11 protein-coding genes are annotated in these 15,107 nt (G+C 65.2%); 1 reads left to right on the top strand and 10 read right to left on the bottom strand.

Annotated elements, in window-relative coordinates; all coding sequences use genetic code 11:
- Nucleotides 1-24 precede the first annotated feature (24 nt).
- The 9 genes from ACT53T_RS21320 to ACT53T_RS21360 form a co-directional block, all read right to left on the bottom strand.
- The gene (locus ACT53T_RS21320; RefSeq protein WP_018267072.1) at nucleotides 25-906 is read right to left on the bottom strand and encodes a 3-hydroxybutyryl-CoA dehydrogenase; all 882 of its coding nucleotides are present in this window, start codon (nucleotides 904-906) and stop codon (nucleotides 25-27) included.
- A 204-nt stretch (nucleotides 907-1,110) separates the two neighbouring features.
- Nucleotides 1,111-2,055: an electron transfer flavoprotein subunit alpha/FixB family protein gene (locus ACT53T_RS21325; RefSeq protein ID WP_476162739.1), complete on the bottom strand. Its 945-nt coding sequence runs from the start codon at nucleotides 2,053-2,055 to the stop codon at nucleotides 1,111-1,113.
- Nucleotides 2,056-2,802, bottom strand: coding sequence for an electron transfer flavoprotein subunit beta/FixA family protein (locus tag ACT53T_RS21330; protein ID WP_476162740.1), 747 nt, complete (start codon nucleotides 2,800-2,802; stop codon nucleotides 2,056-2,058).
- 270 nt (nucleotides 2,803-3,072) lie between these two features.
- Nucleotides 3,073-3,846, bottom strand: coding sequence for a hypothetical protein (locus ACT53T_RS21335; RefSeq protein WP_476162741.1), 774 nt, complete (start codon nucleotides 3,844-3,846; stop codon nucleotides 3,073-3,075).
- Between the two features lie 11 nt (nucleotides 3,847-3,857).
- Entirely contained in the window at nucleotides 3,858-4,565 is a 708-nt protein-coding gene (locus ACT53T_RS21340; RefSeq protein ID WP_018267076.1) for a rhomboid family intramembrane serine protease, read from the bottom strand.
- Nucleotides 4,566-4,632: 67 nt separating this feature from the next.
- Nucleotides 4,633-6,072, bottom strand: coding sequence for a lipopolysaccharide biosynthesis protein (locus tag ACT53T_RS21345; protein ID WP_476162742.1), 1,440 nt, complete (start codon nucleotides 6,070-6,072; stop codon nucleotides 4,633-4,635).
- Nucleotides 6,069-6,884 (bottom strand): class D beta-lactamase, encoded by an 816-nt coding sequence (blaOXA, locus tag ACT53T_RS21350; RefSeq protein ID WP_476162832.1) that lies wholly within the window; start codon nucleotides 6,882-6,884, stop codon nucleotides 6,069-6,071. The genes ACT53T_RS21345 and blaOXA overlap by 4 nt, the downstream gene beginning before the upstream one ends.
- 136 nt (nucleotides 6,885-7,020) lie before the next feature.
- Nucleotides 7,021-10,200, bottom strand: coding sequence for an isoleucine--tRNA ligase (gene ileS / locus ACT53T_RS21355; protein WP_476162743.1), 3,180 nt, complete (start codon nucleotides 10,198-10,200; stop codon nucleotides 7,021-7,023).
- 225 nt (nucleotides 10,201-10,425) lie between these two features.
- Nucleotides 10,426-10,728, bottom strand: a complete 303-nt coding sequence (locus ACT53T_RS21360) for a hypothetical protein (RefSeq protein WP_400770032.1) — start codon at nucleotides 10,726-10,728, stop codon at nucleotides 10,426-10,428.
- A gap of 171 nt (nucleotides 10,729-10,899) precedes the next feature.
- Between ACT53T_RS21360 and ACT53T_RS21365 the strand changes: the two genes are divergently transcribed.
- Nucleotides 10,900-12,510, top strand: coding sequence for a hypothetical protein (locus ACT53T_RS21365; RefSeq protein ID WP_476162744.1), 1,611 nt, complete (start codon nucleotides 10,900-10,902; stop codon nucleotides 12,508-12,510).
- 50 nt (nucleotides 12,511-12,560) lie between these two features.
- On the opposite strand, the gene ACT53T_RS21370 is transcribed toward ACT53T_RS21365, so the two are convergent.
- Complete coding sequence (locus ACT53T_RS21370) at nucleotides 12,561-14,828, bottom strand: lytic transglycosylase domain-containing protein (protein WP_476162745.1); 2,268 nt, start codon at nucleotides 14,826-14,828, stop codon at nucleotides 12,561-12,563.
- Between the last annotated feature and the right edge of the window lie 279 nt (nucleotides 14,829-15,107).

Raw genomic sequence — 15,107 nt, forward strand, 5'->3', positions numbered from 1 at the left:
AAATCCTACGCTCTCGTCCACGCCTCAGCGCGTCGGGACCGGCGTGCCGCTGCGGTAATCGTAGAAGCCGCGCTGCGTCTTGCGGCCGAGCCAGCCGGCCTCGACATATTTCACCAGCAGCGGACAGGGCCGATATTTGGAGTCGGCCAGCCCCTCGTGCAGCACCTGCATCACCGAGAGGCAGACGTCGAGGCCGATGAAATCGGCGAGCTGCAGCGGACCCATCGGATGATTGGCGCCGAGCTTCATCGCCGTGTCGATCGCCTCCACCGAGCCGACGCCCTCATAGAGCGTGTAGATCGCCTCATTGATCATCGGCAGCAGAATGCGATTGACGATGAAGGCCGGAAAATCCTCCGACACCGTCACCGTCTTGCCGAGCTCGCCGATGAACTGCTTGGCCGCCTCGAAGGTCTTGTCCTCGGTGGCGATGCCGCGAATCACCTCGACGAGCTGCATCTTCGGCACCGGATTCATGAAATGAATGCCGATGAACTGCTCCGGCCGCCCCGTCACCGCGGCGAGACGGGTGATGGAGATGGAGGAGGTGTTGGTGCCGATGAAGGCGCCCGGCCGCAGCTTGGGGCCGAGCTCGGTGAGGATGCCGCGCTTGACCTCCTCATTCTCGGTGGCGGCCTCGATCACGAGGTCGCTGTCCGAAAAAGCGGCGTAATCCTTGGCCGGATGGATGCGGGCGACGGCGGCCTTGCGGGCCTCCTCGTCGATCTGGCCCCGCTCCACCGCCTTGGCGAGATGCGTCGCTATATCGTCCAGGCCGGCGTCGATGCGGCTCTCGGAGAGGTCGTTGAGCGCCACATCGAAACCCGCGACCGCGCAGACCTGGGCAATGCCCTTGCCCATCTGCCCGGCGCCGACAATGCCGATCTTGCGAATTTCAGAGCCCATCTTTCGAACACCACCAGCGAGAAGCGGAGCGCTTCCAATTCAGTATAGCGCGCGTTCGGCCTTTGTGAAAACCGGCGTTTTGCACCGCAGCACGCGCAATTCTGCAACAATCGGCAGCGCTCAGGCGTGAATGGCCGGGACGAGCCCGGCCATGAGACGACTTCGTGGCTCCCTCGGGAGAGAGCGCGAAAGCCGAGCCACGCCTCAGCGGCCGGCCTTGGCCAGCTCGGCGTCGAGCTCCTTCAAGGTCGGGAAGAGATCCGCGACGAGGCCATAGTCGGCCACCTGGAAGATCGGCGCCTCCTCGTCCTTGTTGATCGCGACGATGACCTTGGAGTCCTTCATGCCGGCGAGATGCTGGATCGCGCCGGAAATGCCGACGGCGACATAGAGGTCCGGCGCCACCACCTTGCCGGTCTGGCCGACCTGCAGATCATTGGGGGCGTAGCCGGCGTCGACCGCCGCGCGCGAGGCGCCGATGGCCGCGCCGAGGCGCGTCGCCACGGGCTCGATATATTCCTTGAAATTCTCCGAGCTCGCGAGGCCGCGGCCGCCCGAGACTATGATCTTGGCCGCCGTCAGCTCCGGCCGCTCCGACTTGGCCAGCGCCTCGCTCTTGAAGCTCGACACCGAAGGATCGGAGCCCGCGCCGATCGCCTCGATCGAGGCGGAGCCGCCCTCGCCCGTCGCCGTGAAGGAGGCGGTGCGCACGGTGATGACCTTTTTCGCGTCCTTGGAGCGCACGGTCTGAATGGCGTTGCCGGCGTAGATCGGCCGCTCGAACGTGTCGGCGGAGACGACCTTGATGATGTCCGACAGCTGCGCCACGTCGAGCAGAGCGGCGACGCGCGGCAGCACATTCTTCGAGCTGGAGGTGGAGGGCGCGAGAATGGCGTCATAACCGCCGGCGAGGCCGACGATCAGCGCCGCCAGCGGCTCCGCCAGGTGATGGCCATAGGCCGAACTGTCGGCGACGAGCACTTTCTCGACGCCCGAGAGCTTGGCCGCGGCCTCGGCCGCCGGGCCGACATTCTCGCCCGCGACGAGAATATGAACGCCGCCGCCGATCTGCAGCGCCGCCGTCAGCGCCTTGGCGGTGGAGGGGGCGAGCGCGGACTCCGCGACTTCCGCGACGATGAGCGCCGTCATTTACAGAACTCCCGCAGTCTTGAGCTTTTCCAGCAATTCGGGGACGGAGCCGACCTTTATGCCGGCCTTGCGGGCCGGCGGCTCGGCCGTCTTCAGCACCTCGAGGCGCGGCGTGATGTCGACGCCATAATCGGCCGGGGTCTTGGCCGCGACCTCTTTCTTCTTCGCCTTGATGATGTTCGGCAGGCTGGCGTAGCGCGGCTCGTTGAGGCGCAGATCCGTCGTCACCACGGCCGGCAGCTTCAGCGTCACCGTCTGCAGGCCGCCGTCGACCTCGCGCGTCACATCCACGGAGCCCTCGACGATCTCCACCTTGGAGGCGAAGGTGCCCTGGCCCCAGCCGAGCAGAGCGGCGAGCATCTGGCCGGTCTGATTGCTGTCGTCGTCGATCGCCTGCTTGCCGAGAATGACGAGGCCGGGAGCCTCATCGGCGACGATCTTGGCCAGAATCTTGGCGACCGCCAGCGGCTCCACCAGCTCGTCGGTCTTGACGTGAATGCCGCGGTCGGCGCCGATGGCCAATCCGGCGCGCAGAGTCTCGTCCGCCTTGGCCGGGCCGATGGTGACGAGCACGACTTCCGTCGCCTTGCCGGCCTCCTTCAGGCGAATGGCCTCCTCGACGGCGATCTCGTCGAAAGGATTCATCGAAAATTTCACATTGGCGACGTCGACGCCCGAACCGTCCGGCTTCACCCTGATCTTCACATTGTAGTCGACGACCCGTTTGACGGGCACGAGAACCTTCATCGCGCAACTCCCGGCGAGATTGACCTTCGTCTCGATTGTTTCGAAAAAATCGCGCTCTGTGGCCGAAAGGCCCCGATCGGCTTTTTCGAGCGCCGCGTCGAGAACGAATTAGCGCCGCGCGGCGCGAGGCGCGCGCGGAAAGCTCGGAAGACGTTCTGGTAGCCTCGGCTCGCCGCCCTGTCAAACCCGCGCCGGCCGAAACCTCCGGCGCCGTGGGCGATCGGCCGGCGCGAAGCGCGGCCGCAGAGGCGGCCTTCCGAAAATCATGGCTCAAATCCACAGCCAAGGGGCGGCGACGCGGGCCAGCGCGCGCAGGCGGCGCTTGGCGCGAATGGGCGTGGAGTCATAGGCGGAATCGTCCCGCGCGGCGTGGCCGGCGGCCGGGCATTCGATCGGCCAGCGCAGCGTCAGGCCACCCTCTCCCCGCCGGCCGCGCAGCGGCGCGATCACGCGCGCGACGAATTCCTCCAGCACCAGGGGAGGCGCGATCATCTCGTCGCGCCGCTCGAAGAAATGCTCGAGGTAGAAATCCTTGGCGAAGAGCATCAATTCGGTGCGCGCCCGCAAAGGCGCGCCGCCTTCTCTGGAATAGGCGCGGCGGAAATCGGCAGCGAAGCGGCGATCCTCCGGCAGATGGTCCATCAGCGCGGAGAGCCGCTCGAAGGTCAGCCTGCCGGTGACTTTGAAAAAGCGCTCGCTCTGCGCGAGCAAGCGGCTATGCCGGCAGGCGTGATCGACGATTCCGAGCTCCGAATAGCCGTAATGGAGGCCCTCCGGCCGGCGATTGCCATCGAAGCCGATGATCTCGAGTGGCCGCCCGGTCTCGCGACGAAGCGCGTCCGCGTCCAGAAAAGCGAGATCCGCGCCGGAATTCTCGCAGAACACGACGCCCGAAATGCGCGCGTCCGGCAGTCGCATGAAAAACCGCAACGCGTTCCGATAGTCGCTTTTTCTCACCTCGAGGTCGCGCCGCGCGATCTCGGCGGCGTAAGCGCCCGGATCGACGGTCGCGGTCAGCAGCAGGACGGTCGGCCGGGTCATCATCGCCGATCGGCTCAGCCCCAGGGGCCATGGTGGAAAGGCCGTGGGCCGAACCATTGCACGTCGCGCCGCTTGAACAGCGGCGTCAGAATGAGCCCGGCCAATATGCCGCCGATATGCGCCCACCAGCCGACCTGGCCCTGATCGTCGGTGAAGGCGTTGAACAGCTGAAAGAGAATCCATGTGCCGACGAAGAGCGAGGCGGGCGCATGGATGGGGATGATCCCGGCGACGAGGCCGAAAATGGTCGAGCGCGGATAGAGCAGGATGAAGGCGGCGCAGACGCCCGAGATCGCCCCGGAAGCGCCGACGAGCGGCGTGATGGTGAGCGGCGCGCCCACAGCGAACAGCATGGCGGCCGAGACGCCGCAGAGCAGATAGAAGACGAGATAGCCGGCGGACCCCATGGCGTCCTCGACATTATCGCCGAAGACATAGAGAAAGATCATGTTTCCCGCGAGATGGCCGAGCCCGGAATGGAAGAAGAGGCTGGTCAGCAACGTCCATTCGGGGCCGGGCGTGACGATCCAGTGGGCGAGCTCGGCGCGGCCGAACAGCACCGCCGGTATGAGGCCGAAGCCCCGCACCACAGTGAGCGGATCGCCGAAAGATTCGCTGAACACGGCGACGAAGACGAAGATGTTGATCGCCATCAGCGTCCAATTGACGTAAGGCCGCCGCACATAATGCAGCGGCGCGTCGTCATGTAGCGGCAGCACCATCTCGTCACTTCTCCCCCGGCTGCGCCGCCTTCTCGTCCCGGGCGATGCGCGCCCGCCTCGCGCCAATTTATAGCGCGGCCCGAGCTCTGGCCAATATGGGGCCGACGCGGGAGAACGCGAGGCCGCGCAGCCCGGCTATGTCGAGGGCCAGCACTGCGCCGCAATAGACGAAGCCGCCGACCCCGACCTGCATCAGCAGGGTGAGAATGCCGGGCTCGAGGCCGGCGAGCGGATGCAGCGCCGCAATCATCGCCCCCGTCGCCGCCAGCGCGCCCAGCATGTCGCGTACGCGCGGCCATTGCGGCGAGGTGCGCGCCGCGAACAGCACCAGCGCCGCCAGCGCCGCCACATAGGCGAGGCATTGGGCGAGCGCGAGGCTGGAGGCGTCCGCGCCGCGCGGGATGACAAAGGCGAGGACGAGGCCCGCGACCACCGCGACCGAGGCCGCGCCGATGAGCGGCGCCGTCTTCTTCTCGATCTGGAATACCGGATTGACGGCGAATTGAATCAGCCCCATGGCGAAGAGGCCGGGCAGCAGAAGATCGAGATAATGGCCGAACGGCCCACGAAATTGCGGCGGCACGATCAGCGCCTCGATCGAGGGCATTGTGAGCCATATGCCGGCGCAGGCGGGCAGCAGAAAGGCCGCGACGATCGTCATATTGCGGGCGATCTGCTCCTTGCCCTTCTCGGCGCCGTGCCGCTCATGGGCGGCGACGGCGATCTGGAACAGCAGCACGTCCAGCGCCGAGCCCATGGCGAAAATGGCGCGAATGCCGAGATCATAGGCGAGCGAGAATTGCCCGGTCTCGGCGAAGCCGTAATAGGCGGTGACGAGCGCCCGCGCCGCCAGCGGCACGGATTGATAGAGCATGTTCGCCGCGACGATGGGCGCGCTATAGGCGACGAGCGTGCGCGCCGTCGCCATGCGCGCGCCGCGCGGCGAGGCGCCGGGGTCCTTCAGCGAGACGCGCGCGGTGAAGACGGCGCCGAGCAGGCTGGCGAGGCTGCCGGCGATGGCCATTCCGGCCGAATGAAAGAGGAAGGCGCCGCCGCCGGTGAGAGCGAGCGCCAGAATATTCTTGGCGAGAACGACGCGGCTATAGCTCTTGTCCTCGAAGCGCGCGCGCAGCAGCGCCGTGGAATAGTCGAAGAGCCCATTGATCGCCGCCGTCGCCAGCGCCAGAGCGATAAGCGTATCGCCGAGCGCGAAGGGCGGCGCGATGAAGAGAAACAGCCCGCCGACGACGATGACCGCCGCCGTGGTCGCGAGATAGGCGAAATCGAGCGTCGAGCGAATGGCGGGCTCCGCCTCGCGCACGCGCGTCGAATAAAAGCGCGTCGCCGAGAGGCGCATCCAATCGAAAGCGCCGGTCTGAATGACGACGCCGATCGCGAAAGCCAGCGCGAAGCGGCCATATTCCTCCGGCCCGAGGAATTTCGCCACCAGCAGGCCGATGAGGAAATTGGCGATGGTGTTGGCGAGGAAGGCGGCGAGAACCTTCACTTCGTCGCTCCGAAGGATCGCGTCGCCACGAGTCGTGGCAAGAAATCGAGCATGTCGGCCCGCGCGCGAAACCCGGCCGGCTCTTCGCTTTTCGCCGCCTCATCGATGAGCTCGGCAAAGAGGATTTTGCGGCCGCCTTTCTCCGCCCACCCGATGAACCAGCCGAATTGGCGATCGGCGCGCCGGCCGTGTGGACCCGTCGGCGTTCCAGTTCCGGTCTTGCCGCGCGCGAGCCAGCCGTCGGCGAGCGGAAAGCTCGGAATGATCGCGACCGTCTGGTCGATCGCGCGTTTCGAGAACGGAAGGCGATAGTCGAGCAGCCTGCGTAGAAAAGCGACCTGCTCATCGGGCGAGATCGCCAGAGACGAGCTGAGCCATGCATGGGTGAGGCCGTTGTCGCGGCCAGGATCGCCGGAGACATCGCGATTGCCATAGCCGAGCCGGTCGATCGCCTCGCGGAAACGTGCGGCTCCGAGCCGCTCGGCGAGCTCCTGCGAATACCAGACGACGGATTCGCTCAGCCAGCTCGTCGGGTCGATCGTCGTTTTCCAGCTCTCGCGCCAAGCTGCATATTTTTCTTTGTAAGCCAAAGCAGGCGAATGCGCGTCGATGAGAAGGCCGGCCTCATAACCGATGAGCGCGAGCGGTATCTTGAAAGTCGAGGCCGGGCTGTTGCGCCGCTCGCATCCGGCGCCTTCCCGCACGAGCGTAGCGCCGGATTCCGCCTCGACGACGAGGCGGCAGATCGGAGCGGCGGAGGCCGGCGCCGTAAGACAAGCGAGCAGGAAGAGGCCGACCGACAAATCAGCGATCCTCTCGGCGAGGAAGGCGACAGGAACCCTCACTTCGTCTCTCCCCGGCCGAGCCGATTTGCGCGCGCCTTCGCCCCCGCGTGGGAGAAGGCGCGCGCATGTGGATCGAGGCTAGCGGCCAGGGACGAAGAAACCCTTACGCCGGCCATTTGCCCGCCGCCGTCAGCTCCCGCAGCGCCTGCGCGTCGCGGGGGGTGACGCCGGGATAATCGGCCTGCGCCGTCGCGGGGTCGAAATATTTCCAGGAGCGGGCGCATTTGACGCCCGAAGCCCGCCGCGGAACCACGGCGACGCCCGCGACCTCGGGCAGGCGGAAGGCCTCGGCCGGCCCTTCGCTCGCGTCGATCGCTATATCCGACACGATGCAGATTTCCGCGAAGTCCACGCCCGTGAGCGCCGCGCGCAGATCGGCGTCCGCCACATGGACGAGCGGCGCCGCCTCCAGCGACGAGCCGATGCGCTTTTGCGCGCGCTCTATCTCCAGCGCGCCGGTCACGACGGAGCGGATGGCGCGCAGCTTCTCCCATTTTTCCGCCAGCGCCGCGTCGCGCCAGGACGCGGGCAGATCGGGGAAGGTCTCGAGATGCACGGAGGCCGCATCGGGATAGCGCGAGAGCCAGGCCTCCTCCGCCGTGAAGGCGAGGACGGGCGCGAGCCACAAAGTCACCGCGCGGAACACTTCCTCCACCACGGTCAGCGCCGCTTTGCGCTTCACGCTCGACGGCGGATCGCAATAGAGCGCGTCCTTGCGAATGTCGAAATAGAAGGCCGAGAGATCGCTGGTGAGGAAAGGCGTCAGCAGAGCGACGACCTTTTTGTAATCGAACTCGGCATAGGCCTCAGCGACCTCCTCGCCGAGCTCCGACAGACGATGCAGCACGAGCCGCTCGAGCTCCGGCAGATCGGCATAGGCGACGCGCTCCTCCGCGCGATAATGCGCGAGCGTGCCGAGCATCCAGCGGATGGTGTTGCGCAGCTTGCGGTAATTATCGGTGACGCTTTTGAGGATTTCCGGCCCGATGCGCTGATCGTCGCTGTAATCGACGCTCGCCACCCACAGGCGCAGAATATCGGCGCCGGCGTCGGCGATGACCTTTTGCGGCGCGACCACATTGCCTTTCGACTTCGACATTTTATGGCCGTGCTCGTCGAGCGTGAAGCCATGCGTCAGCACGATGTCATAGGGCGCGCGGCCGCGCGTGCCGCAGGATTCCAGCAGCGAGGAATGGAACCAGCCGCGATGCTGATCCGAGCCCTCGAGATAGAGCACCTCATCGGCTCCGCCGTCGCGCTTGCGCCTTATGCCCGCGAGGCCGGGAAAATGAACCGGGTCTTCCAGCGTGAAGGAATGCGTCGAGCCGGAATCGAACCACACGTCGAGAACATCGTCGATCTTCTCGTAATCGGCGGGATCGTATTCGGGCGAAAGGAAGCGTTGCGCCGCGCCCTCCTCGTACCAGGCGTCGGCGCCCTCCTTCTCGAAGGCGTCCACGATGCGGGCGTTCACGCGCGCATCGACGAGAATGTCGTGGCCGCCCTTCTTCACGAAAACGGCGATCGGCACGCCCCAAGCGCGCTGACGCGAGACCACCCAATCCGGCCGATTGGCGATCATGCCGCGAATGCGATTCTCGCCCGCCGCGGGAACCCATTGCGTGCGGGAGATTTCGTCGAGCGCGATGTCGCGGAGCGTGGGCGCATTGCCGCCAACCACCTCATCCTGAGGAGCCGGCGCAGCCGGCGTCTCGAAGGATGGGCCGCGGGGCGAGCCCTCGTCCTTCGAGACGGCGCTTCGCGCCTCCTCAGGATGAGGGCTCGACTGCGTGAATTTCTTGTCCAGCGCGATGAACCATTGCGGCGTGTTGCGAAAGATGACCGGCTTCTTCGACCGCCACGAATGCGGATATTGATGCTTCAGCCGCCCGCGCGCGACGAGATTTCCCGCCGCGACCAGCGCCTGAATCACCGCCTCATTGGCGTCGCCCTTGTCGCCCTTCTCGGTGAGCACGCGCTTGCCGGGAAAACCCGGCGCTTCATCGGTGTAGAAGCCGTCGGCGTCGACCGTATAAGGGATGCGCGTGTCGATGCCGCGCTCGGCGAGCATGCGCCCGCTCGCCATCCAAATGTCGAAATCCTCGCGGCCATGGCCGGGCGCCGTGTGGACGAAGCCCGTTCCGGTGTCGTCAGTGACGTGGTCGCCGTCGAGGAGAGGCACTTTGAAGTCGTAACCCAAATGCGCGAGCGGATGCTTGCATAGCAAATCGGCAAGGACACCAGCGGTAACGGTGTCTTCAAGTTCATAAGCCACGACTTTCGCGGACTTGAAAACATCGTCGGCCAATTTTTTCGCGAGGACGTATCGCGCTCCTACTTTTGCCCAATTATTCTCTGGAGCATCGGTAATGCGATAGAGGCCATATTCGATTTTGTGTGAGAACGAAATCGCACGATTGCCCGGGAGGGTCCATGGAGTCGTAGTCCAGATCACGACCGAGGGCGGATTACCTGCTTCGATCAGATTCGCCAAGCGCAATGCACATTGTGCGTCGTCGATCTCGCTTTTTACAGAGGCAACGAGACGCCCTTCTTGAGGTGCGTAATTCGCGATCGGAAAAGCGACATGCACCGTGTCGCTGACATGGTCCTCGTATTCCACCTCCGCCTCCGCGAGCGCGGTCTTCTCGACCACGCTCCACATCACCGGCTTCGACCCGCGATAGAGCAATCCATTCTCGGCGAATTTCATCAGCTCGCGGGCGATATGCGCCTCGGCGGGGAAATTCATCGTGGCGTAGGGATTGGCCCAATCGCCAGTGACGCCGAGGCGCTCGAACTCCTCGCGCTGCACGGAGAGCCAATGCGCGGCATAGGCGCGGCACTCCTGGCGGAAGGCGACGATCGCTTTGGGGTCGGCGAAATCGGGCTTCTTCTTGCCCTTGGAGCGGTAGTTCTCCTCCTCGATCTTCCATTCGATCGGCAGGCCATGGCAGTCCCAGCCGGGGACGTAATTGCTGTCCTTGCCGGCCATCTGCCGGCTGCGGGTGACGAGATCCTTGAGGATCTTGTTCAGCGCATGGCCGATATGGATATTGCCATTGGCGTAGGGCGGGCCGTCATGCAGCACGAATTTCGGCCGGCCCTTCGCTCTCTCGCGCAGCTTGGCGTAGAGGCCGATCTTCTCCCAGCGCGCGAGGATTTCCGGCTCGCGCTGCGGCAGGCCGGCGCGCATCGGAAAATCCGTCTGCGGCAGATAGAGGCTCTTGGAGAAATCGGGGCCTTTGTCCTCTTGGGACTTGTCTTTGGTCTTCTCGTTCATCTTATCGGAAACCGCTGCGCTCGCGGGCTGCGCCCCGAGCCGGGGCGGCGCGCGAAAGGGAAGGGAAAACAAGCGGAAGGGCGCCACGAACGGCGCGAGAACCCGGTCGCCGCGCGAGCTTGGTCACGCTCGAGCGCGGGCCGGGCCAATAATTCGTATGCTGCGGCGCAGGACCATGGCCCTATCTACCAGCGCCGGCCCGCTCCGCAAAGCCGGAATCTGGCCTCAGTGGCCGCGGCGGAAAGGATTGCCGCCGGCGCCGGTGAGATAGGCGATCGCCCCGACGACCAGCGCGATGGGCAGCAGCACCATGAAAGCGCTGGCGAAGAAGATGAGCCCCATGGCGAGGATCACAGCGCTGGCGAGCGTCAGCAGAGCGGCGCCCACCGGCCCGACCTTGATGACCTTCACGCCGTCGGTCCCGCCGATCCATATGCGCGTGCGCGAGCGGAAGCGGGGACGGCTCTCGCTCTCGGGCGGGAGGATCTCGATCTCGGCCGGTCTGTCGATATCGTGCTTTTGCGACACGGGACGCCTCTCCAGTGTAGGGCGTCCTCGATATAGGCGCTCGGTCGGCCTGCGCCAAGGAAGCGCAGCCGCGAATCCGCCAGGGAGAGGCATGTGGCTTTCGCCACAGCCGCCGAACTGCGCCTGCTCTAGCGTCGCTCTCGAAGGTTTTGAAAAACGCGGAGAACGACCATGCCGGGCGTCCGAGACCGGGTCACGCCGACCTATGAATATAATTGGCTAGACTTTCAGCTGTTGATTCGTCCCAATCCGTTGCACCAGGATTTCACGGGCCTGAACATTCTTCCCCATGACGGCTCGCCCCATTATCTCGAAAGCGAATATGTCGAGACGATCGACAAATACGCCGGGCAGAAGCCCTGGATTCTGATCAAGGCGCGCGGTCTCCCCGCCCAGCCCTACAGGCCATGGGGCGTCTATAACGGCGCCGCGGCGTCGTGCCGCGGAAAAGTCATCTATTGGGACGGCGCCGCAGTGGCCGGCCACAATCCGCAGCATGTGAACGCCGTCCCATATACGCCTGCGTTGAATCGAGAGCGCCGAAGGCTCGCGGAAACGGCGCTGGCCGCGATCGTGCTGCACAATCCGCAGCTCGTGCAGCCAGCGCTCTATCGCGTCTCCAAGCAAATGACGATCTATTGGTTGAAACGTCGCGAGCAATTGACCGCCGGCGCCCCTGGGACGACCTTTCAGCAGCCGACGCGCGCGCTCGTCGCGCCGCACAAGCCGGTGATGAACGCCCAGAATCAAATTCAATATCTGCAACCGAAACCGCTGAAGATCGGCCATCATCATACTGCGCCGCAGGGCGTCAGCGCCCTGCAAGTGGCGAATAACGCCGTCCCGCCAGACTCGTGGTCCGCCGTTCGCGGGACCGGGCAATATACGCATGGCGAGACGAGCTTCGGACGCCTCGGCGCGGGGTTTCCTCCCGAGCTGGCGATGGCCGTGCAGCAGATGCTTTCCGCGCTCCATGGCAACTCGATTCCGAAAATTCTGAATGTTCACGACAATTTTCTTCGGATATTTCAAATGCTCGGTCCGAGCGACAGCACGAATTCCGCTAACAACAACGTGAAATCCTGGCTTCCCTATACGAGATGCCCGGACAATGCGGACGCGAGCAGGAAAAAAGAATTCACCGCGACCCAGGAACACTGGACCGAGACGTCATTGAGCTGGCGACGCTTTCAGGGGCTCAAAAAGCTGCTTCGCCCGGACGAAATATTCGGCGAGAACGCATCGGCCAAACGCTATCGCGGAAGAACGAGCAAGGAGAACAAGGATATCAAAGAAAACACTCATCCCGGCCTATTGAGCGCGCAGCATATGACGGCTGATAGTGAGATCGGCGCATGCTGGGAGCGCATCAAACGGGACTGGTTCGACGGTCGGACTCTGCCGGTCGAGAACGAGCCAAGAAAGCGGGGCATCGAAAAATTCGAAGGAACTTTCGATCAGTTCTCGCCCTTCTACGCAAATATGAACGCGCAGAATCTGTTCTGCAGCGCAGGCCTCTCCGGCTCGACATCCACCCTATTGCTGGCGGCGACGTTCTTCGGCGACGTCGACAATTACGAAGACCTCAAGACCTATCTGCTCGCCATCATCGGCTATCTCGTCGGCGGAGGCATGCACTCCTGCCACGAGGTGTTCGAGACCGCGAAGCTCGTCGGCGTTCCCTACACCGTGGGCAAATATAAAAGCTCGCTTCCCAAAGTTTTGACGGACCACAAGCTCTACCAGAGATGGGAAGCCGAATTCTGCGACGTCGTCTCGTAGCGTCGCTCTCCTCGCGCCTTCGCGGCCGGTAGATCGCGAAGGCGCGGCGATCAATTCGCCGCCTGCTGTCGCCACAGATCGCCCTGCGGCGCGCGCGTCTCGCGGTCGCCGAAGCGGGCGCGATAGACGGTCAGATTCTCGATCACGCGCTGAACGTAATTGCGCGTCTCGCTGATCGGAATGCGTTCCACCCAATCGATGGGATCGACCTCGCTTTTGCGCGGATCGCCATAGGCGTCGATCCATTCCTTCACCCTCTTGCCGCCGGCGTTATAGGCGGCGAAGGCGAGGATATAGGAGCCCTTGTGCTCGTCGAGCAGCATGCCGAGATGCGCCGCGCCGAGCCGCGCGTTGAAGGCGGGCTCGTCGATCATGCGCTTCAGATCGAAGCCGACGCCCGTCTGCTGCGCGGTGTGGCGCGCAGTGGAGGCGATCATCTGCATCAGCCCCATGGCGCCGGCGCTGGAGACGGCTTTGGGATCGAAGGCGCTCTCCTGCCGGGCGATGGCGTAGACGATCGCCCGCGAGGCCGAGCCCGGCAGCGCCGCGAAAGCGGGTATGCCGAAAGAGGGAAAAGCCGCGTCGTCGATCGCAATGCCGCGATAGGAGGCGAGCTTGCCGAGCGTCAGGGAGATTTTGGCCTCGCGCCGACGCTGGGCCACCTCGGTCAGCGCCGAGAGCTGCGCCTCGCCGACCAGCGTCTTGGCGGCGTCGGCGGCGAGCTGCGCCGCCATCTCCTTCTCGCCGGCGGCGAAGAGCAGCTCCACAGCGCGCACAGATTCGTCGCGGGCGTCGCCATGGGCGGGCTCGGGCGTCGGACGCAAAGGCGAGTCGAAGGCGCCGAGCCGCGCGCGCGCGAGCTGGCCGTAGAAGGTCGTCGATTGCAGCGCCGCGGTCTCATAGGAGGCGCGCGCCGCCTCAGCCGCTCCGGCGGCCTCACGGGCGCGGGCGAGCCAATAGGCGCCGCGCGATTTTTGAATCGGCGTCTCGGCGATGCGGGCGATCTCCTCGAAATGCCGCTGCGCCTTGGCGGGATCGCTCAGGAATCGCAGCGCGATCCAGCCGGCGTGAAACTCCGCCTCGACGCGATAGGAGAGCGAGCGCGCCGAATGCTGCGCGCAGAGCTCATAGGCCTCGCCGAATTGCCCGATATCCATCAGCTTGCGGGAGATGAGCCGCCGCTCCACCCACCAGGCGTCGCCATCGACGATGAGGCGCGGATCGCGCGGCGCCGTGCGCAGCAGCGCCGCCGCCTCGACGAGCTTCTTTTGATGGCGCAGCATATGAATGCGCGCGAAGAGGATTCCGGGGTCCTTCTGCGCCTCGGCCGGCAGAGCGGAGAAAGTCTTTTCCGAAGCGCTCTCATTGATCGCCAGCGCGCGGGCGCGGGCGAGATCGAGCGCGTCCTTGCCGGCATGGGCGGCGATGCGCAGAGCAGGCCCGGTCTTCTCGGCGTAGAGCAGCCGATCGGCGCGATATTTGTGATCGGCGACGTCGAGATAATCGCCGAACTCTTTTTTCGCGGTCGTCTCGAGCTGCTCGTTGAAATCATCCTCGCGCCACATGGGCTTGATGAGCGCCGCGACCTCCAGCGGCTCGCCGCGGCGGGCCATGACGCGGGCGAGCGCCAGCCTTCCGGCCGGCGTCTTGGGCGGACGCTCGGCGAAATAGTCGACGATCAGCCGATCCGGGTGCTTGTCGCCATAGAGCGCCTCCTCGACGCGCTGGCGCAGCCAGGCCGAGGCGGGCCATTCTGGATGCTCGGCGAGAAATTTCGACAAGCGCGCGAAGCCGGCCTCGCGCGGATGCAGCCGCAAGCCGGCCCATTGCGCGGCGGCGCGGGCGAGCGGCGCCTCGACGCCGACGAGCGCCTGATCGCCGCCGGCGAAATCATTGGCTTTGTAGGCGGTGAGCGCGCGGCCGAAAGCGTCGTAATCCGGCCCGAGCAGAACGGCGGCCTCGGGCGGCTGCGGGACGCGCGCCTCGAGATCGAGCCCGCCGTCCGGCGGCGCGTAGGACAGCAGCTTGGACGCGGCCTCTCCCGCCGGCGGCCGGCGCAGCATGCCGGCGGCGCGCGCATCGGGCGGAGCGGCGGGACCGAGGAAATCATGCAGCGCCTCGCGCGCCGAATCGCCGGCCGCCCAGGGCGCTGGAGGCGAGGAGGGCTCTCGAGGCGAGGTGGCGGCGCCGGCGGGCGGCGGATCGTCGCCGTCGCGATCGAGCGTGCGGCGCTGCGTGGACGGGTAGAAGGCCGCCGCCACGCCCAAGGCGGCGACGATGAGAACGAGGCGCGCGGCCCCACTGTGGCGATTCGTCATCGGCCCAACGCTCCGAACTCTTAACGTAATGCAGCCTGCGGCCATTTCGTTGCGGAACTGTCAACCAAATCGCTAAGCAGCGGCATTTTCGAATTTTTCGCTCCGCGTCGACCGGCTGCTCGAGCTGTTCGCCGATTCCGCGCGGAGGGACGCCGCGGACCCTTTTCACTCTAACGCCCAGAGGCTATGACAGTCTCGTCTTCCCAGGGCGGAACGGCCTCCGCGAGGACGGGCCGAAAATTCTCCGTACCAATCCGAGTCAGTAAGCGCGGCGATTAC

It is taken from the genome of Methylosinus sp. DMC45 (genome assembly GCF_056313885.1).